The 20498-nt window shown below is 60.5% G+C and carries 16 protein-coding genes; 9 read left to right on the top strand and 7 right to left on the bottom strand.

The genetic code is table 11. The features are described from left to right. Positions 1–65: 65 nt before the first annotated feature. From pgl to A6U86_RS25820, 4 genes are all read right to left on the bottom strand, one after another. On the bottom strand, positions 66–764 hold the full coding sequence (gene pgl, locus A6U86_RS25835; RefSeq protein ID WP_068397058.1) for a 6-phosphogluconolactonase: 699 nt from the start codon (positions 762–764) through the stop codon (positions 66–68). 15 nt (positions 765–779) lie between these two features. Next, a complete protein-coding gene (zwf, locus tag A6U86_RS25830) occupies positions 780–2255 on the bottom strand; it encodes a glucose-6-phosphate dehydrogenase (RefSeq protein WP_068397055.1) in 1476 nt (491 codons plus the stop codon). 130 nt (positions 2256–2385) lie between these two features. Continuing rightward, positions 2386–3684, bottom strand: coding sequence for an FAD-binding oxidoreductase (locus A6U86_RS25825; protein ID WP_068397052.1), 1299 nt, complete (start codon positions 3682–3684; stop codon positions 2386–2388). A gap of 12 nt (positions 3685–3696) precedes the next feature. Then, positions 3697–5133, bottom strand: coding sequence for a glutamine synthetase family protein (locus A6U86_RS25820; protein ID WP_068397049.1), 1437 nt, complete (start codon positions 5131–5133; stop codon positions 3697–3699). Between the two features lie 119 nt (positions 5134–5252). Here A6U86_RS25820 and A6U86_RS25815 point away from each other — a divergent pair, with 119 nt between their 5' ends. The 3 genes from A6U86_RS25815 to A6U86_RS25810 all read left to right on the top strand — a co-directional run bounded on the left by A6U86_RS25815 (position 5253) and on the right by A6U86_RS25810 (position 9622). After that, positions 5253–6452, top strand: a complete 1200-nt coding sequence (locus A6U86_RS25815; RefSeq protein WP_068397046.1) for an NAD(P)/FAD-dependent oxidoreductase — start codon at positions 5253–5255, stop codon at positions 6450–6452. A gap of 166 nt (positions 6453–6618) precedes the next feature. Further along, positions 6619–6762, top strand: coding sequence for a hypothetical protein (locus tag A6U86_RS35695; RefSeq protein WP_169055370.1), 144 nt, complete (start codon positions 6619–6621; stop codon positions 6760–6762). A gap of 322 nt (positions 6763–7084) precedes the next feature. Beyond that, positions 7085–9622 carry a methyl-accepting chemotaxis protein gene (locus A6U86_RS25810; RefSeq protein WP_068397044.1) on the top strand — a complete coding sequence of 846 codons (2538 nt, stop codon included), beginning with the start codon at positions 7085–7087 and terminating at the stop codon, positions 9620–9622. Here the strand turns inward: A6U86_RS25810 and A6U86_RS25805 are convergent. Then, complete coding sequence (locus tag A6U86_RS25805) at positions 9598–9837, bottom strand: hypothetical protein (RefSeq protein ID WP_141683816.1); 240 nt, start codon at positions 9835–9837, stop codon at positions 9598–9600. The two genes, A6U86_RS25810 and A6U86_RS25805, sit on opposite strands and share 25 nt — an antisense overlap. A 106-nt stretch (positions 9838–9943) precedes the next feature. On the opposite strand from A6U86_RS25805, the gene A6U86_RS25800 reads away from it, so the two are divergent. Then, positions 9944–10816: a LysR family transcriptional regulator gene (locus A6U86_RS25800; RefSeq protein ID WP_068397038.1), complete on the top strand. Its 873-nt coding sequence runs from the start codon at positions 9944–9946 to the stop codon at positions 10814–10816. Positions 10817–10851: 35 nt separating this feature from the next. Here the strand turns inward: A6U86_RS25800 and A6U86_RS25795 are convergent, their stop codons facing one another. Beyond that, a complete protein-coding gene (locus A6U86_RS25795; RefSeq protein WP_068397035.1) occupies positions 10852–11850 on the bottom strand; it encodes an aldo/keto reductase in 999 nt (332 codons plus the stop codon). A 330-nt stretch (positions 11851–12180) separates the two neighbouring features. Between A6U86_RS25795 and A6U86_RS25790 the strand changes: the two genes are divergently transcribed. From A6U86_RS25790 to A6U86_RS25775, 4 genes are all read left to right on the top strand, one after another. Continuing rightward, entirely contained in the window at positions 12181–13269 is a 1089-nt protein-coding gene (locus tag A6U86_RS25790; protein WP_234906161.1) for a polyamine ABC transporter substrate-binding protein, read from the top strand. A 229-nt stretch (positions 13270–13498) separates the two neighbouring features. Then, complete coding sequence (locus tag A6U86_RS25785; RefSeq protein ID WP_068397029.1) at positions 13499–14641, top strand: ABC transporter ATP-binding protein; 1143 nt, start codon at positions 13499–13501, stop codon at positions 14639–14641. Positions 14642–14643: 2 nt separating this feature from the next. Further along, a complete protein-coding gene (locus A6U86_RS25780) occupies positions 14644–15555 on the top strand; it encodes an ABC transporter permease subunit (protein WP_068397026.1) in 912 nt (303 codons plus the stop codon). Between the two features lie 3 nt (positions 15556–15558). Beyond that, positions 15559–16374, top strand: coding sequence for an ABC transporter permease subunit (locus A6U86_RS25775; RefSeq protein WP_068397023.1), 816 nt, complete (start codon positions 15559–15561; stop codon positions 16372–16374). Positions 16375–16404: 30 nt separating this feature from the next. Here the strand turns inward: A6U86_RS25775 and A6U86_RS25770 are convergent, their stop codons facing one another. After that, complete coding sequence (locus A6U86_RS25770) at positions 16405–18306, bottom strand: AsmA family protein (protein ID WP_068397020.1); 1902 nt, start codon at positions 18304–18306, stop codon at positions 16405–16407. A gap of 164 nt (positions 18307–18470) precedes the next feature. On the opposite strand from A6U86_RS25770, the gene A6U86_RS25765 reads away from it, so the two are divergent. Further along, positions 18471–20423: an acetoacetate--CoA ligase gene (locus tag A6U86_RS25765; RefSeq protein WP_068397017.1), complete on the top strand. Its 1953-nt coding sequence runs from the start codon at positions 18471–18473 to the stop codon at positions 20421–20423. The last annotated feature ends 75 nt before the right edge of the window (positions 20424–20498 follow it).

Below are 20498 nucleotides of genomic sequence, written 5' to 3'. Positions count from 1 at the left end.
GGGCGCATGGCGCAGCACATGTTGCTGTGTCTTTCAGGGTTCGATGACGAGGCCTGTCGGCTGTGTCAGGGAGCCCAATAAATCTCGACCGGGGAGGCCGCCCGGCGCAGCATGGCGCGGATCGGCATCTCGGTTTCTTCGCCTGGCGCTTCCGCCTTGGCAAGAACGTCCTTCTTGCCCGCTCCCTCGATATGGAGCGCGAGCAATCGGGCATCCTGAAGGCTGGAGAAGGTGAACGTCAGCCGTGGCTCGCCCGCATCCTGCGCTTCCATCGTGATGATGCCGCGCGGGGTGTTCGGATCGAGAGCGGTCAGAAGATTGTTGCCGCCGGGAAAGAACGAGGCAGTGTGGCCGTCATTGCCCATGCCGAGGATGGCGACATCGAAGGGATGGCCGACAGCCCTGGTCTTTTCCGTGGCGATGGCGGCCGCCTCCTCGACGGAAGCCACAGCCTGATAGAGCGGAAGAAACTTGGCCGTAGCGGCCTTGTCCTTCAGCAGGTTTTCCTGGACGAGCAGGTGGTTCGAGCGCGGGTTATCCGCCGGCACGAACCGTTCGTCGACGAGGGTGATCGTCACCTTGCCCCAGTCGATCGAACGCGACGACAGCGCCTGGAAAAAGGCCTTCGGCGTCGAGCCGCCGGAGACCGCTATGCTTGCGGAGCCGCGCGCTTCGATGGCAGCCGAGAGGGTCTCGGCCACCTTGTCCGCGAGCTTGCCGGCGAGTTCGGCGCCATTGGCGAAAGCATGCATATTTGCTGTCATCGTTATCGTCCTGGATTAGATATCGTCATGCCAAGTGCGGCCGTCGCGCTCGATGAGAGCGATGGCCTGGCTCGGACCCCAGGTGCCGGCGGTATAGCCCTGCACCTGCTGGCCTGCCTCTTCCCAACCCTTGAGGATCGGATCGACCCATTCCCATGCCGCCTCGACTTCGTCGCGGCGCATGAAGAGCGTCTGGTTGGAGCGGATGACGTCCATCAGCAGGCGTTCGTAGGCATCCGGATTGCGGACGTTGAAGGCCGATGCGAAGCTCATATCGAGCGAGACGTTGCGCAGGCGCATGCCGCCCGGCCCCGGGTCCTTGATCATCAGCGACTGCTTGACGCCTTCGTCGGGCTGCAGGCGGATGATCAGCTGGTTGGCGACGGTGCGACCGGCGGCCTGATCGAAAATATTGTGCGGGATCGGCTTGAAGGTGATGACGATCTCCGACATGCGGCCGGCAAGACGCTTGCCGGTGCGGATGTAGAAGGGAACGCCGGCCCAGCGCCAGTTGCCGATCTCGGCCTTGATGGCGACGAAGGTTTCCGTGTTGGAAACGCCGCCTTCGAGTTCATCGAGGTAGCCCTTGACCGGGCCGCCCGAGGAAGCGCCGGCGCGGTACTGGCCGCGAACCGTTGCCTGCTCGACATTGGAAGCATTGATCGGCTTCAGTGCGCGCAGCACCTTCAGCTTCTCGTCGCGCACGGCTTCGGAATCCATCGAGGAGGGAATTTCCATCGCGGTCAGGCAAAGCAGCTGCAGAATGTGGTTCTGCACCATGTCACGCAGGGCGCCAGCGGTATCGTAGTAGCCGGCGCGGCCTTCGAGACCGACCGATTCCGCGACCGTGATCTGTACGTGGTCGATATGGTTGGCGTTCCATAGCGGCTCGTAAAGGGCGTTGGCGAAGCGCAGCGCCATCAGGTTCTGCACCGTCTCCTTGCCAAGATAGTGGTCGATGCGGAAGATCTGCTCTTCCTTGAAGACCTTGCCGATCGTGTCGTTGAGCTGCAGCGCCGAGGCGAGGTCGCGGCCGATCGGCTTTTCGACGACGATACGCGTCGACTTGGTGATCAGCTTGTGATCATGGATCTTCTGCGAGATGTCGCCAAAGATGCCCGGAGCGACGGCGAGGTAGAAGGCGCGAACGCGATCCTTGCCCTCGTCGAGGATTTTCTTGAGCTGGTCCCAGCCGGCATCGCTGCGCGCATCGACCGGAACATAGAACAGGCGTGCCAGGAATTTCTTGACTTCCGGCTCGTCATATTCGCCCTTTTTCAGGTGTTCCTTGAGGGCGGCGTCGGCAAACTTGCGGTATTCCTCGTTCGAAAGCGCGCTGCGCGATGCGCCGATAATGCGGGTCGGCTCGGAGAACTGGCCTTCGATCTGGCGATGATAAAGAGCGGGCAGGAGCTTGCGCTCGGCAAGGTCGCCGCTGCCGCCGAAAACGACATAATCAAATGGTTCAACGGGAATGATTTGGCTGCTCATGAGGTATCTCTCAATCGGTCTTGGTTGAGGCCCCTTTTAATCTAATCGATTTAAAAAGGCCAGTGTGCATCGCAAAATTCAGACTCGGCTTTTAGAGCGGATCGCCGGTGGAAGAAATCGTCTTCCAGTTTCAAAACCTGTCGCGCAGCGCAAACCACGAGAGCGCCAGGAACAGCAGAGGCGCCCGCATGCGCGCGCCGCCGGGGAAGGGCGGGACGTTCAGCTCCTTGAAAAGGTGCAGCTCGTCCGCATTCCCGAGAACTGTTTTCGCATAGAGTTTACCGCAATAGTTTGACAGCATGACCCCATGGCCAGAATAGCCGCCGATCGAGGTGACGCCCGGCATGATCTCGCGCACGAAGGGCTGGCGCGGCATGGTGATGCCGACCGATCCACCCCAGGCATAGTCGATGTTGATATCAGCCAGAGCCGGATAAATCTCGGCGATCTGCCGGCGTATGTGCTGCGTTATGTCGCGCGGGTTATCTGCGGTATAGGCCTCGCGCCCGCCGAACAGCAGCCGCCCGTCCTTCGATTTGCGGAAGTAGCGCACCACGAACCGCGAATCGGCCACGGCTTCATTGCCGGGGAGAACGGTCGGAAAGCGATCGAGCGGTTCGGTGGCGCCGATGAAGGAGCGGATCGGCATGACGTGGCTTGCCGTCACCGGTTCCAGATTGTCGATATAGCCGTTGCAGGCGATCAGCACCCGATCGGCGGTAATTTCCCCGCCATCCGTTTCGATGATCGTCTTGCCCTCCGATTGCCGGAAGGCTTTCGCCTTGGTCATCTCATAAAGGGAGGCGCCGGCTTCGACGGCGACCCGCGCCAGACCGATCAGCAGTTTCATCGGATGAATATGGCCAGTGCCCATATCCCGGACGCCATAGAGATAGAATTCCGAGCCCAGCCGCTCCTGCGTCTCTGCCCGATCCATGAATTTGACATGCGGATAGCCGTAGCGCGCCGCGGCGATCTCGGCATTGTCGATATAGGCCTGCTTGTAGCTCTGCTTGTGCGTGACATTCATCTGGCCGGGCAGAAAGTCGATGTCGATACCGTGCTCGGTTGCGAAATCGAGCAGATGACGTTTCGCATCCTCGGCAAGGTCGAAAAGCGCCTTCGAGCGCTCGTAGCCGATCTTCTCTTCGATCTCCTCAGGCCAGGAGCGCTGCCCGGTGCCGAGCTGACCGCCATTGCGGCCGGAGGCGCCGTCTCCGAAGCGGTTGCCGTCGATCAGCACGACATCGACACCGCCCTTGGCGAGATTGTAGGCGGCCTGCAGCCCGGTATAGCCGCCGCCAATAATGGCAACATCGGCACGGCGCGAGCCATCCAGCCTAGGATAGCTCGGACGCGGGCCGACGGTTGCCTGATAGAAGGAAAGTCCGGGCGCGATGGGGCTCTGCCATGTTTCCTGCAATGTCATGGGCGATCTCCTTCACACGTTGAGCAGAAGGAATTCCCGCTCCCACGGGCTGATCACCTGCATGAAGGTTTCGAACTCGCCGCGTTTGACGCCGGCATAGATGTCGATGAACTCCTTGCCGAGGACCTCCTCGAAGGCCGGTTCATCTTCCAGCAGCGCAATGGCCTCCAGAAGACCGCGCGGCAGATCGATCGAGCCCTCATTGGCCGAATCCTCGGTCGGTGCCGTCGGGTCCACCTGCTTCATGATGCCGAGCAGGCCGGAGGCGAGCGAGGCGGCAAGCGCCAGATAAGGGTTGGCATCGGAACTCGGCAGCCGGTTCTCCACGCGGCGGGCCTGCGGATCAGAAACCGGCACACGGAAGGCGGTGGTGCGGTTGTCGTAGCCCCAGGCATTGTTGACCGGGCACGACATGTTCGGCGCTAGCCGCCGGTAGGAATTCACATAGGGCGCCAGCATGGCGAGCGCATTAGGCACGTAACGCTGCATGCCGCCGATGAAGTAGAAGAACTCCTGTGATGGGCTGCCGTCCGGATTGGTGAAGACGTTCTTGCCGGTCTCGATATTCACGACGGACTGGTGGATATGCATCGCCGAACCCGCCTGGCTCTGCATCGGCTTGGCCATGAAGGTCGCGTAGATACCGTGCTTCAGCGCCGCCTCGCGAATGGTTCGCTTGAACATGAACACCTGGTCGGCAAGCTCGATCGGATCGCCGTGGCGCAGGTTGATTTCGAGCTGCGCCGGACCTTCTTCATGGATCAGCGTGTCGATCTCCAGACCCTGCTTCTCGGAGAAGTGGTAGATATCGTCGATCAGCTCGTCGAACTCGTTGATCCCGGCGATCGAATAGCCTTGACCGCCGAGGATCGAGCGGCCGGAGCGGCCTTTCGGCGGATGCAGCGGATAGTCGGGGTCGTCATTCTTGGCGACCAGATAGAATTCGATCTCGGGTGCAACCACAGGCTTCCAGCCGCGATCGCGATAGAGTCCCATGATCTTCTTCAAGAGGTTGCGCGGCGTGTAGGACACCGCGTGCCCTTCGGAATTGACGATATCGCAGATCACCTGCGCCGTCGGGTCGGTTTCCCAGGGCACGACGGAAAGCGTCGAAAGGTCCGGCACCAGCTTCAGATCGCTGTCGCGCGGCTCGTAACGGAAGCTTTCGGTCTCTTCCGGATATTCCCCCGAAATCGTGTGGCGATAGATCGCGGAGGGCAACGCCAGCGACGTATTGGAGGTGAATTTCGAGGTCGGCATCATCTTGCCGCGGGGAACGCCGGCAAGGTCTGGCGTGATGCATTCGATGTCTTCGATCCCGCGTGCCCGCAGCCATTGGGCCGCTTCCTTCCAGTTTGCCACGCCGCGTGCCGATCGCAGGCTGGGAGGCACCGTCGGGATTTTCGAGGCAGGCACTGAAGCTTTCAGCGGGGTCTTTCTCGCAGGCATAAAACACCGTATTTGGGTTGATCGGTGATTGCATCATAACCGCAGTTTGCCAATTGGCGAGGGGGAAAACCGCTCGGACTTTCGCCGTATGATGGAAAAGTGGTGAGAGCGCACGGCGAATGATTAGGGGTTCAAGCGTGGTCGGCAAATATGATGTGATCGTTCTCGGAGCGGGTGCGGCGGGCATGATGTGTGCCATCCGCGCCGGCCAGCGCGGGCGCTCCGTTGCGGTGCTGGACCACGCTTCGGCACCGGGAGACAAAATCCGCATTTCCGGCGGCGGACGCTGCAATTTCACCAATATCCATGCCGGCCCGAAGAACTTCCTGTCTGCCAATCCGCATTTCGCCAAGTCGGCCCTGGCGCGTTTCACGCCGAAGGATTTTCTCGCCATGGTGGAGCGCCATGGCATCGCCTGGCATGAAAAGACGCTCGGCCAGCTCTTTTGCGACAACAGCGCCAAGGACATCATCCGCATGCTGACGGATGAGATGCGCGCGGTGGGTGCCGAGCTATGGTTGCGCACGGAAATAAGCGGCGTCGAACAGGCAGGCGACGGTTATCGGGTCAGCACGTCCGAAGGCGTCTTCGAGGCATCCTCACTCGTTGTCGCGACCGGCGGCAAGTCGATCCCGAAAATGGGCGCCACCGGCTTTGCCTATCGCATAGCCGAGCAGTTCGGATTGCCTATGGTCGAGACGCGGCCCGGCCTGGTGCCGCTGACCCTCGATCCGCAACTCCTCCAGCGTCTGGCGCCATTGTCCGGTATCGCCGCACCTGCAGAAATCCGTCACGGCAAGACGGCATTCCGCGAGGCGCTGCTCTTCACCCATCGCGGCTTCAGCGGCCCTGCCATCCTGCAGATTTCCTCCTATTGGCGGGAAGGCGAGGAGATCATCATCGCGATTGAACCCGATGTCGACCTCCTGGCGCTCTTGAAGAAGGCGAAGCAGCTCAACGGCCGGCAGTCGGCGCAGACAGCCCTTGCCGAAATCCTGCCGAAACGGCTCGCGCAGCATTTCGTCGAGAGCGACGGCATGTCGGGCAATCTGGCCGATCAGTCCGACAAGCGCCTGCAGCAGCTTGCGGCCGCCATCCAGTCATGGCCGGTCAAACCGTCCGGCTCGGAAGGCTATCGCACGGCGGAAGTGACGTTGGGTGGTATCGACACCGCCTGCCTCGATTCAAAAACCATGCAGGTAAAAACCATCCCCGGCCTCTTCTTCATCGGCGAATGCGTCGATGTCACAGGCTGGCTCGGCGGCTATAATTTCCAATGGGCATGGGCATCCGGCCATGTTGCCGGCGAGGCCGCCTGAGCTTTCATTTCGATAGTTTGTTCAATAGTTTGTGTGCTGTCCGGGAAAATGGAACCTGGCTCTGGTTCTCGCGTTTTCCTTTCCTACATCATTGTTGAATATATTGGCAGTTGCCGAGATGGCCATTTGCCGGTTATCGTGTCAGTGCGAAAATGGGAATATACTCATGAACAGAACACAGCGTCGCGCTCGCGCCATTGCAATCGCTCAGACCCGGGACAATGCCAAGCTCCTGGCCGCAAGGCTCCTGATGTTGGCGACAGGCGTAACCGCGGCCTGCATCGCATATCTCGCGGTGCGCGGTTACTGATCTGCGCCTCCTGCCGCTCGTGGCCGCCGCCTGGCGACGGCCTTTTTCCATGCGCCGGTGCATATCCGAGGCCTCCATCGCCGCAGCTGATTGCATGCGGCGGCCCGCATTTGGCCCCTTATCCGAAAATTAATTAATCAGACCCACAATCCCCGCTGATTTCATGGGGCGCTCTACTACACGCTAGAGCCGAAGCAATGATTGCTTCCCGTTATGACTCGGGAACCCCGCCTGCGAATATTTTCAAGGATGATGGTTATACATCCGGTCAGCGCCGAGTCGGCGTCGACGGGGGAGCGGTGTGTGAGAGGTCTGGGCCACTATGTTCATTGATAAAATATTATCGCGTTTCAAGATCAAGACGAAGGTTCTCATATTCGTCCTGCCCTTCGTCATCAGCATTTCCGCCGTCGGCCTTACCGGGCTCTATGCCTCCGGCCTTCTGCAGGGGCGCATGGAAATCTCCAACAGCGTGCTGCAATCGCTGACCGGCTTCAAGAACCTCTATGCCTCCATGGATGACTTCCTGCGCATTACCAATACGCAACAGCGCGACAAGCTCTATGAGGACATCAAGTCCCAGCAGGGCGTGCTCAACGCGACGCTCGGCCAGCTCGGCGCGGATGCGGATGGCCGCGACAATCTGACCGAAGCGACCGCCAAGACCGCCGACACCGCCACTCTCGTTGGTACACTGTGGACGCTGCATGAGCAGGAACTCGCATTTCGCAAGACGATCGACGATGCGCAGAGAGCGCTGATCAGCGCCCGCTTCAACGTCGACTTCAACAGCCAGCAGCTTGAAGATCAGATGCGGCAGGATCAGGCCGATGCGACTTCGACGCTGCGCTCCGCCGACCGCCTGCTCAAGGGCGGCGACATGCTGGGTTCCGTGGCGGAAGACTTCAACAAGGCCGCAACCCCGGCTGACAAGGTCAAGCTCCTCAAGGACCGGCTCCCGGATCTGAACAAGGCGCAGCGCTCCATCGATCTGGCTCTGCCGCAGAACCAGAAAAGCGTCGTCCAGTCGCTGGTCGGCACGATCAAGGATCTGACCGCCTTCACCGAAAGCACGGATGTGCCGACCGACGATACCGTCGCCAATATCAGCCGTCTTCTTTCGCGCTTCCGCCAGACGTCGACCTACACGCAGCTGACGGCAACGCAGATGATGCGCCAGGCGACCACCAGCTTCGTATCGCTCGACGCCCGCGTCGCGCAGACCAATTCCGTTCTGCAGGATACGCGCCGGCTGGAAGACTCGGTCTATTCGCTCCAGCTCGTCCTTGCCGAGTTCAACGCCAATACCAACAAGGACAATCTCGTCCGCCTGCGCCAGGAAATCTCCAAGCTCGGCGGTGATATCGATACGCTGAACCAGAGCGCCAAGAGCATGGATTTTGCCGGCGACATCGATGCGGCCATCCGCCCGGCGATCAAATCGATGGATGATGCCGGCGGCAAGCTGGTCGATACCATCACGCAGCGCATCGCCGAATATGCAACCGCTCGCCAGCAGCTCGATCAGGTCTGGGGCCAGCTCACCGCCTTTGCCGAAACACAGAAGCAGAGCGCCGGCACCGAACGCGAGCAGGCAAACTACATATCAATCCTCGCGACGGCTCTGGGCATCATCCTCTCGGTCGCCGGTGGCATCGCGCTGGTGCTGACCCTGCAGCGCCCGATCGGCCAGATCACCGCCGCCATGCGCCGGATTGCCGATGGCATGCTGGAGACCTCGATCTCCGGCGAGCAGCGTCATGACGAAATCGGCGACATGGCGCGGGCGCTCGGCATCTTCAAGGAAAATGCCATCTCGAAGATCCGCATCGAGGAGCAGAGCGACGAGGAGCGCGCTGCCGCCGAACACGAACGCCAGCGCAACGATACCGAAAAGCGCGAGCTCGACCGCCAGATCGACTTTGCGGTGAGCGAACTCGCAGCAGGCCTCGAACGCCTTGCGCAGGGTGATATTTCCGCGACCATCGAGACGCCTTTCATCGGCCGCCTCGAACAGCTCCGCCAGGACTTCAACAGCTCGTTGTCACGCCTGCAGGAGACGCTGAGCCAGGTCCGCGGCAATGTCGAGATGATCCAGAGCAATGGCAGCCAGATGGCCGCCTCCGCCGAGAACCTTTCCAAGCGCACCGAGCAGCAGGCCGCATCGCTCGAACAGACGGCCGCGGCCGTCGACGAGATCACGGTCACCGTCCGCTCCTCGGCCGAGCGCGCCAAGGATGCGGATGCCATCGTGCGCGAAGCCAAGCGCAGCGCCGATGACAGTTCCGTCGTTGTCGGCAATGCCATCGACGCCATGGCACGTATCGAAGATGCGTCACGCAAGATCGAGCAGATCATCGGCGTCATCGACGAGATCGCCTTCCAGACGAACCTGCTGGCGCTCAATGCCGGTATCGAAGCCGCCCGCGCCGGCGATGCCGGCAAGGGCTTCGCCGTCGTCGCCATGGAAGTGCGCGAACTAGCACAGCGCTCCGCCGCCGCCGCCAAGGAAATCAAGGGGCTGATCAACAAGTCGACGCAGGAGGTCAATTCCGGCTCGCAGTTCGTGCAGGAGGCCGGTTCGGTGCTCGCACAGATCAGCAGCCAGATCGTCACGATCAGCCAGCATGTGGAAATGATTGCCCGCGCCAGCCACGACCAGGCAAGCGCGCTGCAGGAAGTGAATGCTTCGGTCAACCACATGGATCAGATGACCCAGCAGAATGCCGGTATGGTCGAAGAGACCACGGCGGCAAGTCGCGAACTCGCCACCGAGGCCGATGCCTTGCTCAGCCTTATCCAGCAGTTCAAGATCGAAGCCGGATACAATGCGGGCTATGCGCGGCAGGAAGCAGCCTGATCGCAGCAACGATCGTTAGCACAGGCGGACCGGCTGATCTCCAGCCGGTCCGCCTTTTTTGTTGCCTTGCGACGCGAGATCAAGCCGGCAAGCATCCGTCCGAGCCACTGGACAAATGGCGAAGGATCGCGCGCATTGTCGCGGTAGAACAGGTCTTCGTTTCGACGCCATTTCTCTTCGCGCGCCCGGCTTTCTATCTCAAGGGCCTTGGCCAAAGCTAAGCTTTCCATCATGGGATGTCTCCTTGTTGTGAGGCATCTCTTCAATTACGCATGGAAATTTGCTTTATAAACAGCCGTTTTCGCCCTATGTTTTTCAATTATGAAAAACACCACATGGGATTCCTATCAGCTCTTTCTGGATGTCGCCCGCGGCGGCGGGCTGACGGGCGCGGTCGCCTCAAGCGGCCTGAGCCCGGCGACGATTGGCCGGCGTATGCTGGAGCTGGAAGGACAGATCGGCCGGCCGCTTTTCGAGCGCAGTCAGGCGGGTTACGCGCTGACGGGTGATGGCCAGGCGCTGTTCGATCAGCTTCTGGAGATGGAGGCCGCTGCCCGCAAGGTCGATAGCTGGCAGCGCGATGCGCACGGAAGCTCGATCGTCCGGATTGCCGCCGGCACCTGGGTCGGCTGGTTGCTCAGCCAGAACATGCCGTCGATCTGCTCGGAACGTGACGGCTTTCGCATCGACCTTTACCTCGGCGAGCGCCGCGCCAGCCTGGCTCATCGCGAAAGCGATATCGGCATCCGGGCCTTCGAGCCGGAGGAGACCAATCTCGCCGCCATCAAGACCGGCGATGTCGCCTATGCCGCTTATCAGGCCCGCAACATGCGCTTTGCCGGCCCGCAGCGCTGGATCGCGGTGGCGGAGGAGGAGGCCATATCCGCCTATCTCCGCTGGCCGCATCAGAACAAGCATGAAGAGATCGCCTTCACGGTCAGCCGGCCGCGATCGCTTCACGATCTGGCGCTGGCGGGATCTGGGATTGCGGTTCTGCCCTGCTTCGTCGGCGATCAGGAGCCGAGGCTGGAGCGGGTCGGCGAGGAGATCGCCTCGCTGCGCCACCGGCAATGGATCGTCATGAACAATGCCGATCGTCATCGCCGGGAAATCCGCACAGTGGTCGACCGCATGACCCGGCTGCTGAAAAGCCATTCGGAGCTGTTTGCCGGCAAGCGCCCGACCTATGCGTGAAGGCCGGCGGTAATTGACCGCCGGTTTCCCGGTCGTCAGCGAGCCGCGTCGCCCCAGCGATATTCGACGGTGGCATCGTCGAGCTTCGCCTTCAGCTCCGGATCTAGCTTGAGATCGATGGCGGCAAGCGTATCCGTCAGCTGATCCGGCCGGCTCGCACCGATGATCGCGGAGGTAATGACCGGATTGGCCGCCACCCAGGCGACGGCAAGCTTGACGAGTGGCTGGCCGGCCTCTTCGGCAATGCCGCGCAGCTTCTCGATTGTCGCGAACTCGCGTTCGTGCCAGTAGCGCTGCAGGTAGTTGCTGCCGGCGGCCCGCAGCTGCGAGCTGAAGCGGCCTTCGGTCGGTGCGACATCATGCTTGTGCTTGCCGGTGAGAAGACCGCCGGCGATTGGGTTGTAGGGGATGACGGCGATGCGCTGTTCTTCGGCGAGCGGCAGCAATTCGCGCTCGATCTGGCGGAAAAGGAGATTGTAGCGCGGCTGCACCGAGACGAAACGGGCCGTGCGCAGAAAGTCAGCGCGGCCAAGCGCCAAAGCCAACCGATAAGCGAGAAAATTCGATACGCCGACATAGCGGGCCTTGCCCGAGCGCACGATGATGTCGAGTGCTTCCAGCGTTTCGTCGATCGGTGTTTCGCGGTCGTCCGAATGGAGCTGGTAGAGGTCGACGTAATCGGTGCCGAGGCGGCGCAGTGAGGCGTCGATGGCGTCGAGCAGATGCTTGCGCGATGCGCCCTGGTCCCATGGCGACGGACCGACCTTGCCGACGGCCTTGGTTGCGACGATGAAGCGGTCGCGCTTGCCCTTCAGCCAGCGGCCGACGATCTCTTCGGTGCGGCCGGCAAGCTGCTCGCCGCCGCCGAGCGGGTAGACATCGGCCGTGTCGATGAAGTTGACGCCGGCATCGGCCGCCTTGTCGAGGATGGCATGAGCCGTGTCTTCCTGCTCGATCTGCAGGCCGAAGGTCATCGTGCCCAGGCAGAGGCGCGAAACGCTGAGGCCGGTATTGCCGAATTTTTGGTACTGCATGATGCACCCTTGCATTATGGGTTGGGTTTGCCCGCTGGGCAGGGCTGCGAAACAGGCGTGGGACTATTCCAGGAGTGAGACCGCGCGATGTTAGCAAAGCTGGTTTGCGCATTCACGAAAGAAGCGGCGATTGAGTTCACAATCGCGTGCAGGCTGCTGTCGCCACCCTTAGCACTGTCCTCCATCGTTTCTGAGCAAATCCTTGAAAGCGCGCGAAGTCGCGCTTTTTCCCTTGTCGCTTTCCGATTTCCTTTCTAGTCTAACGGGAAAAACAGAGGGTTGGGTGTCGCCTCGATACCCTTGAACAAAACAGGAGAGACTATGAAGTCCATGTTCGCACGGCTTGCAGCAACGGCTTTTGCGGTCGTTTCGCTGGCGACGGTCGCTCAGGCAGAAGACAAGGTCGTCAATATCTATAACTGGTCGGATTACATCGATAATTCGATCCTGACGGATTTCACCAAGGAAACCGGCATCAAGGTCGTCTACGACACGTTCGACCAGAACGAGACGCTGGAAACCAAGCTGCTCGCGGGCAAGACCGGCTATGACGTCGTCGTGCCGACGGCCTATTTCCTGCAACGCCAGATCAAGGCTGGCGTCTTCCAGAAGCTCGACAAATCCAAGCTGCCGAACATCTCCAACATGTGGGATACGGTGCAGCAGCGCATCGCCACCTATGATCCCGGCAACCAATACGCCATCGACTATATGTGGGGCACCAGCGGCGTCGGCTATAATGTCGATAAGGTGAAGCAGATCCTCGGTACTGACGAGGCGCCTGATATCAACGTGATCTTCGATCCGAAACTCGCCGCCAAGTTCAAGGATTGCGGCATCTACGTGCTGGATTCTCCGACCGACGTCATTCCGGCCGCGCTGCGCTATCTCGGCCTCGACCCGAACTCGACCAAGGCGGAAGATTTCAAGAAGGCCGAGGAGCTCCTGACGGCGATGCGCCCCTTCGTGCGCAAGTTTCACTCCTCTGAATATATCAATGCACTCGCCAACGGCGATATCTGCATCGCGTTCGGCTATTCAGGCGATGTGCTGCAGGCCCGTAATCGTGCGGCCGAAGCCAAGAACGGCGTCAACATCAGCTATTCGATCCCGACCAAGGGCGCACAGATGTGGTTCGACGTCATGGCGATCCCCGCCGATGCGCCGCATGTCGAAGAGGCGCATATCTTCCTCAACTATATCATGAGGCCGGAAGTCATCGCCAAGGCGAGCGATTTCGTTGCCTATGCCAACGGCAACAAGGCGTCGCAGCAGTTCGTGAGCAAGGACGTGCTCAACGATCCGGCTGTCTATCCGACCGATGCGGTCCGCGAGAAGCTGTACACGCTGACCCCTTGGGATGCGAAAACGCAGCGCGTGGCAACGCGCTTGTGGACAAAGGTCACCACCGGCCAATAATTCGAAAAGGCCCGGACGGCAACGTCCGGGCCTTTCCTTAAGAGGACAGCGTAAGAACGAAAAGGGTGCCGGGAAGGGGAAGAGCCGGCTCTAAAGCATTTCCAGGAAAAGTGCGCAGCGGTTTTCCGTCCGGAATGCGAAAAACAAAAAGATGGAGCGTTTTCGCGATTCGAAGAAAAGCGGAAATGCTCTGGGAAAGCCCGCCCGGGCATCCATTTGGGGATAGATAATGAAGTCACTCGGTAATATCCGGCGTTCCTTTGCTCCTTGGACCGATCCTTCGGCCAAGCCTTACATTTCCTTCAAGAACGTGACGAAGAAGTTCGGTGATTTCACCGCCGTCGACAATCTCTCCCTGGATATCTATAACCGCGAATTCTTCGCCCTTCTGGGCGCCTCCGGCTGCGGCAAGTCCACGCTGCTGCGTATGCTGGCGGGCTTCGAACAACCGACGACCGGTGAAATCGTTCTCGATGGCCAGAACATGGCCGGCACGCCGCCCTATCGCCGCCCCGTCAACATGATGTTCCAGTCCTACGCGCTCTTTCCGCATATGTCGGTGGAAAAGAATATCGCTTTCGGATTGCGCCAGGATGGCATGCCGAAGGCCGAGATCGACGATCGCGTCGCGCAGATGCTGAAGCTCGTCAAGCTGGAGCAATTCGCCAAGCGCAAGCCCAATCAGCTGTCCGGCGGCCAGCGCCAGCGCGTGGCCTTGGCCCGCTCTCTCGCCAAGCGCCCGAAGGTGCTGCTGCTCGACGAGCCGCTCGGCGCGCTCGACAAGAAGCTGCGCGAGGAAACGCAGTTCGAGCTCATGGACCTGCAGCAGAGCCTTGGCCTGACCTTCGTCGTCGTTACCCATGACCAGGAAGAGGCGATGACCATGGCCGACCGCATCGCGGTCATGAGCCACGGCAAGGTGGTGCAGGTGGCGACCCCCGCGGAGATCTATGAGGCGCCCAATTGCCGCTTCGTCGCCGACTTCATCGGCGATGTGAACATACTCGACGGCAACGTCACTTCAACGCAATCCGGCATTGTCGAAATCGCCGTCGATTCCGCCCTGACGTTACGCACCGCCTCCAGCGACACGCCGGCTACGGGAAGTCGCGCCAGCCTCGCCATCCGGCCGGAGAAGCTGAGGGTAACGCCACGCCCACCCGCCAATGCCTCAGTCAATGCTACCGAGGGTGAAATCTGGGATATCGCTTATCTCGGCGACATGACCGTCTTCCACGTCAAGCTGAAGAACGGGCAGGTGCTCAAGGCCTCGTCGCTGAACGCGGTCCGCGCCGTGGAAGAACCCTTCGCCTATGACCAGAACGTCTGGGTGTCCTTCGATGAAAATGCCGGCATATTGTTGAAGGACTGATCATGAGAGCGCTTGGTTCCTCCATCTATCAGCGCCTTGTCATCGTCATTCCTTATGCTTGGCTGCTGATCTTCTTCCTCGCACCCTTTCTCATCGTCTTCCGCATCTCGCTATCGACGAAGGTGCTTTCCGTCCCGCCTTACGATCCCTCATTCACCTGGACGGACAGCTTCGGCGACTGGTGGGACAAGCTGCAGACCATGTCGTTCGACAACTACGTATGGTTGACGGGCGATCCGCTCTATATGAACGCCTATATACAGAGCCTGCAGATTGCCGGTATCTCAACCTTGCTGACGCTGATCATCGCCTATCCCATCGCATACGGCATGGCGCAGGCGCCGCGAACGATCCGTCCCACGCTGCTCATGCTCGTCATCCTGCCGTTCTGGACGAGCTTCCTGATCCGCGTCTATTCCTGGATGTCGATTCTCAGCACCACGGGCCTCTTGAACCAGCTGCTGATGACACTCGGCATCATCCATGAACCGCTGGTCATCCTCAACACCAATACGGCCGTCTATATCGGCATGGTCTATTCCTATCTGCCTTTCATGATCCTGCCGCTCTATGCCGCGCTGGAGAAAATGGACGGCACGCTGATCGAGGCGGCGCAGGATCTCGGCTGCACGCCGATCGGCGCCTTCTGGCGCGTCACCTTTCCGCTGTCGCTTCCAGGCGTTATCGCCGGCTGCATGCTGGTCTTCATTCCGGCCGTCGGCGAATTCGTCATTCCCGATCTGCTCGGCGGCTCGGAAACCCTGATGATCGGCAAGGTGCTCTGGACCGAATTCTACAGCAACACCGACTGGCCGCTGGCTTCGGCGGTGGCGACCATCCTCCTTCTGGTGCTGGTGGTGCCCATCGTCTTCTTCCAGCATTTCCAGGCCAAGGCCGACGAGAAAGGGAGATAACAGATGATCCGCTGGTCTCGCTTCAACATCGTCTCGGTCACGCTCGGTCTGGCCTTCCTCTATCTGCCGATCCTGCTGCTGGTCCTTTATTCCTTCAACCGGTCCCGGCTCGTCACCGTCTGGGGCGGCTTCTCGACGCAATGGTACGTGCACCTGTTGAGCAACGACACCATGCTGAGCGCTGCCTGGCTGACGGTGCGCATCGCGCTGCTGTCGGCAACCATCGCCACCGTGCTCGGCACCATGGCGGCGCTGACCCTGGTGCGCTACACGCGCTTCCGCGGGCGTATCCTGTTTTCGGGCATGATCTATGCGCCCCTGGTCATGCCCGACGTCATTACTGGCCTGTCGCTGCTGCTGCTCTTCGTGACGTCAGGCGTCGATCGCGGCTTTTGGACGATCGTCATGGCCCACACGACGCTGACCATGTGCTTCGTCGCCGTCGTCGTGCAGTCTCGCCTCTTGACCTTCGACCGCTCGATCGAGGAAGCGGCGCTGGATCTGGGCGCTCCGCCGGTGCGCACCTTCTTCGAGATTACTCTGCCGATCATCGCGCCGGCGGTATTCTCCGGCTGGGTGCTCGCTCTGACCCTGTCGCTCGACGATCTGGTGATTGCAACCTTCGCGTCCGGCGCCGGCGCCAAGACGCTGCCGATGCTGATCTACAGTCAGGTCAAGCTCGGCGTGACGCCGGAGATCAACGCCATCTGCACCATCCTGATCGGGGTCGTCGCCATCGGCGTGATTTGCGCCTCGATCGTCACCAAGCGCCGCGAGGTGCAGCGTCAAAGGGACGAGCAGGCGGCTGCTGCCGGCTGAGACGCGGCCGTGACTTGCGTCGGGGAAAGCCTATTGCTCCGGCTGCTGTATCGGCTTCTGCAGCAGCGTCGTCACCGGCGAGACGACCGGGTTTGGCCAGCTGCCGCCAAGGAAGAACGGCAGCATCGGCAGTTCGTCGGCATCGGAAGGCGAGGTCGCCTCGATCGCTCCCGATAACGCCAGACCATTGGTGCGGAAGGGAACCACGCCGTTCAGCGTGATCGTCTCGTTGCGGCCGGCAATCGCCGCGTTCTGCACTTCGGCCGAACCCTTAGCAAAGCTCGCATCGATATTGATGCTGTCGAAATCGAAGGTCGCGTCAGCGATGTCGCTCATCCGGAAGAAAGCCTTCTCGGTGGCGAGCGACCGGAAGGACGAGATGTCGAATTGACGGAAAGACCCTGCGGACGAGGTGAAATGCATCTGGCCCGCAACGTCGCTCAATGTTGCCACCCAGATCGGCCGCGTCGTGCTCAAGGCAAGATCCAGCGATCCAGATGTCGTCAACGGCAGTGGCCCTTCCAGCTTCAGCCGGGTGAAGAGCCCGCCGAAATCCGCATTGCGGATCGATATCTGCAGCTTGCCGCCGCCGTCGAAGTCACCCGGAGCGACCTCGAGATGCGCGGTGAGCGAGCCACCTTCAAAGCCGCTGTCGCCGATATCGAATTTTGCCTTGCCGCCTGAAACCAGCAGGCTGGCGCCGATATTGTCGAACTGGAAGGGGCCGAGCCCCGCCTTGTTGGACGAGAGGCGCAAGTCGAGATCGAGGCGCTGCAGGGGATTGCCGTTCAGAATGGCATTGATGGCAGTCTCGGCGGCAAGGCGCATGGAGAAGGCGGCCAGGAACGGATTGAGGTTCATCTGGTCGAAGGCGAGCGTGCCAGAAATTTTCGGTTTGCCGGCTGGCGTGTAGTTCAGGTCCATGACGCCGGAAGCCGCGGAATCATTGACCTTGAAATTGAGATTGTCGAAGCGCAGGCCGTTCTGGATCGCGGCGACATCGGCATTGAGCGACACGTTCTTGAGCGCATCTGCGGCGGGCAGGCGTTGCCCGCTCCACGCCAGGAAGGACGGGACGTTCGGAACGCTCAGCTGAAGATTGCCCGATAGCGTGGAAAAGTCCGATATGCTTGTCGTTCCCGTGTAGGCCCAGCTGATCAAGGGTGAGGAGAAGCTGGTCTTGGCATCCACGCTCTTGCCGGCAAAGAACAGCAGCGGCTGCGTCGAGTCGAAGTTCAGCTTGATGTCCTGATCGTTGAAGCGTGCAAGGATGACGGCCGTCATCGGTTGGGACAGCCGCGGCCATGATATGTCCGCGTTGACACCATTCATCTTGTAGAGGTTGCCGCTGCGCTCGTCCGTCATCTCGACGCTGCCATCCTCGATGGTCAGCGTGCCGATGGCGGCATCTTGTTCCTTGGGGATGGACACGCCCTTGGCGGAGGAGGCGTCCACCTGCTCGATCGCCTTGGAGAGACGACCCTCGTTCGTCCAGTCGATCAGGCCGTTCTCGTCGCGACGGATGTAGAGGGTAGGGCGCAGGAAATGGAATTCATGAAAATGCGCATGTCCGCGGATGGCTGACAGCAGCGAGAAATCCGCCGAGAGACTGTCGACATGGCCGAGCACCTTGCCGTTTTTTGCCGGTTCGCGAATGGTGACCTGGTTGAGCGTCACGCGTGGTGTCGGCCAGAATTCGAGTGTCGGGTCGCCTTCGATCTGCGCCCTGTATCCCGTCCATTCCGAAAGCGCCTTCTCGATGCCGGAGCGCACCAGGCCGCTGGAGATCAGGAAAGGTGCTGTCGCTCTGAAGACAGCAAAGAGAATGAGGACTGTTAGAAGAATGATGCCGGTTGTACGGGCGACGGCAGGTAGCCAGCGCGAGGCCGATCGGATCGTCAACCGCCACTTGTTGTTTCTCGACGCTCTCATATCCCGTGGAAACTCTCAAACTGATAGGGACGATCTGCCTGTGTTGCCGGATATAGGAAATGTTTGGCGGATGCAAACATTGCACACTGGAAATGCCCACGACTCCGTGACTTTATAATGCGCTGCAGCATTGCTATATAGATCGAAAAGTGGGGGAGAGAAACATGCACGATCAAGACCTGCTCTGGACGCCATCGGAAGAATTTCGTCGTCAGAGTCCGATGTTTTCCTTCATGCAGGAATGCAACCGGCGTTTCGGCCTGTCAATCTCCGATTTCACCGGCCTGCATGCCTGGTCTATCGCCGATCGCGAGAATTTCTGGACCGCCGTGTGGGATTTCTGTGGCGTCAAGGGACATCGCGGCGAGCGAGCGCTTGTTAATGGCGACCTCATGCTGGAAGCCCGTTTCTTTCCCGATGCGGAACTGAATTTCGCCGAGAACCTGTTGTCGAGAAGCGGCAAGGGCGATGCGCTGGTGTTCTGGGGCGAGGATAAGGTGCGCGATCGCTGGTCCTGGGATCGGCTGGCCGAGACCGTATCGCGCCTGCAGCAGGCCTACCGAGCGCTCGGCATCGGCAAGGGAGATCGCGTCGCGGCAATGATGCCGAACATGCCCGAAACCATTGCCTGCATGCTGGCAGCCACGTCGATCGGAGCGATCTGGTCCTCCTGCTCCCCGGATTTCGGCGAACAGGGCGTCATGGATCGGTTCGGCCAGATCGAGCCGAAGCTTTTCATTGCCTGCAGCGGCTATTGGTATGGCGGCAAGCTTCAGGACGTCACGACGAAGGTCAGCGCCATCGCGCAGCGCCTGAACGTACCGACCTTGGTCGTACCCTATGCCGGCAGTGCCGATGCGGTGGTCGCGGCAACGCCCGGCGCACGGACGCTGGATGCTTTTGTCGCACCCTTTGAGGCAAGGCCGGTCGAGTTTGTCCCCGTATCCTTCTCTCATCCACTGTTCATCCTGTTTTCCTCGGGCACGACCGGGGTGCCGAAATGCATTGTGCATTCGACGGGCGGCGCACTGCTGCAGCTCATCAAGGAGCATTGCCTGCATTGCGGCGTCGTTCCCGGCGAAAAGGTCTTCTACTTCACCACTTGCGGCTGGATGATGTGGAACTGGCTGGTGACCGGCCTTGCCGCCGGCGCGACGCTCTGCCTCTACGATGGCTCGCCCTTCGCACCCGACGGCAACATCCTGTTCGACTATGCCCAGGAAGAGAAATTCGCGCTGTTCGGCACTTCGGCCAAATATATCGACGCCGTGCACAAGAGCGGCCTGACGCCGAAGACCTCGCATGACCTTTCAAGCTTGCGGCTGATGACCTCGACCGGTTCGCCGCTGTCGCCTGAGGGTTTCACTTTCGTCTATGAAGGCATCAAGGATGATATCCAGCTGGCCTCGATTTCCGGCGGCACCGATATCGTTTCCTGCTTCGTGCTCGGCAATCCGCTGCAGCCTGTCTGGCGTGGTGAAATCCAGGGGCCTGGCCTCGGCCTTGCCGTCGATGTCTGGAACGATGAAGGAAAGCCGGTGCGCGGTGAGAAGGGTGAGCTGGTCTGCACCAAGGCCTTCCCCTCTATGCCTGTCATGTTCTGGAACGATCCGGAGCGCTCGAAATATCAAGCTGCCTATTTCGAGCGTTTCGACAATGTCTGGTGCCACGGCGACTTCGCCGCCTGGACCGAGCATGGCGGCCTTATCATCCACGGTCGCTCGGACGCGACGCTCAACCCCGGCGGCGTGCGTATCGGTACCGCCGAAATCTACAATCAGGTCGAGCAGATTCCCGAAGTCCTGGAAGCGCTCTGCATCGGCCAGGATTGGGACGACGATGTCCGTGTCGTGCTCTTCGTCCGCCTGGCAGCTGGCGCCTCGCTGACGGAAGATCTGGTCAAGGCGATGAAGACCCGCATTCGCACCGGGGCTTCGCCGCGACATGTGCCGGCCAAGATCATCGCGGTTGCCGATATTCCGCGCACCAAGTCCGGCAAGATCGTCGAGCTTGCGGTGCGCGATGTGGTGCATAGTCGCCAGGTCAAGAACAAGGAAGCGCTCGCCAACCCCGAGGCGCTCGATCTCTTCGTCGGGCTGGAAGAGCTCAGGAGCTGAGGCCTCCCCAAAAACTGATGGGCAAACGATGACCCCCGTTTGGTAACGCCGCGTTAAGAAAGATTGGTCAAAGGT

It is taken from the genome of Rhizobium sp. AC27/96, from assembly GCF_001692325.1.
Classification (GTDB): Bacteria; Pseudomonadota; Alphaproteobacteria; order Rhizobiales; family Rhizobiaceae; genus Rhizobium.
This window is presented reverse-complemented; position numbering and strand designations above follow the sequence as displayed.

Excerpts from the sequence above, each read along its gene's own strand:
- pgl (WP_068397058.1), bottom strand. The coding sequence starts at position 764 with ATGACAGCAAATATGCATGCTTTCGCCAATGGCGCCGAACTCGCCGGC.
- zwf (WP_068397055.1), bottom strand. The coding sequence starts at position 2,255 with ATGAGCAGCCAAATCATTCCCGTTGAACCATTTGATTATGTCGTTTTC.
- A6U86_RS25825 (WP_068397052.1), bottom strand. The coding sequence starts at position 3,684 with ATGACATTGCAGGAAACATGGCAGAGCCCCATCGCGCCCGGACTTTCC.
- A6U86_RS25820 (WP_068397049.1), bottom strand. The coding sequence starts at position 5,133 with ATGCCTGCGAGAAAGACCCCGCTGAAAGCTTCAGTGCCTGCCTCGAAA.
- A6U86_RS25815 (WP_068397046.1), top strand. The coding sequence starts at position 5,253 with ATGATTAGGGGTTCAAGCGTGGTCGGCAAATATGATGTGATCGTTCTC.
- A6U86_RS35695 (WP_169055370.1), top strand. The coding sequence starts at position 6,619 with ATGAACAGAACACAGCGTCGCGCTCGCGCCATTGCAATCGCTCAGACC.
- A6U86_RS25810 (WP_068397044.1), top strand. The coding sequence starts at position 7,085 with ATGTTCATTGATAAAATATTATCGCGTTTCAAGATCAAGACGAAGGTT.
- A6U86_RS25800 (WP_068397038.1), top strand. The coding sequence starts at position 9,944 with ATGAAAAACACCACATGGGATTCCTATCAGCTCTTTCTGGATGTCGCC.
- A6U86_RS25795 (WP_068397035.1), bottom strand. The coding sequence starts at position 11,850 with ATGCAGTACCAAAAATTCGGCAATACCGGCCTCAGCGTTTCGCGCCTC.
- A6U86_RS25790 (WP_234906161.1), top strand. The coding sequence starts at position 12,181 with ATGTTCGCACGGCTTGCAGCAACGGCTTTTGCGGTCGTTTCGCTGGCG.
- A6U86_RS25785 (WP_068397029.1), top strand. The coding sequence starts at position 13,499 with ATGAAGTCACTCGGTAATATCCGGCGTTCCTTTGCTCCTTGGACCGAT.
- A6U86_RS25780 (WP_068397026.1), top strand. The coding sequence starts at position 14,644 with ATGAGAGCGCTTGGTTCCTCCATCTATCAGCGCCTTGTCATCGTCATT.
- A6U86_RS25775 (WP_068397023.1), top strand. The coding sequence starts at position 15,559 with ATGATCCGCTGGTCTCGCTTCAACATCGTCTCGGTCACGCTCGGTCTG.
- A6U86_RS25770 (WP_068397020.1), bottom strand. The coding sequence starts at position 18,306 with ATGAGAGCGTCGAGAAACAACAAGTGGCGGTTGACGATCCGATCGGCC.
- A6U86_RS25765 (WP_068397017.1), top strand. The coding sequence starts at position 18,471 with ATGCACGATCAAGACCTGCTCTGGACGCCATCGGAAGAATTTCGTCGT.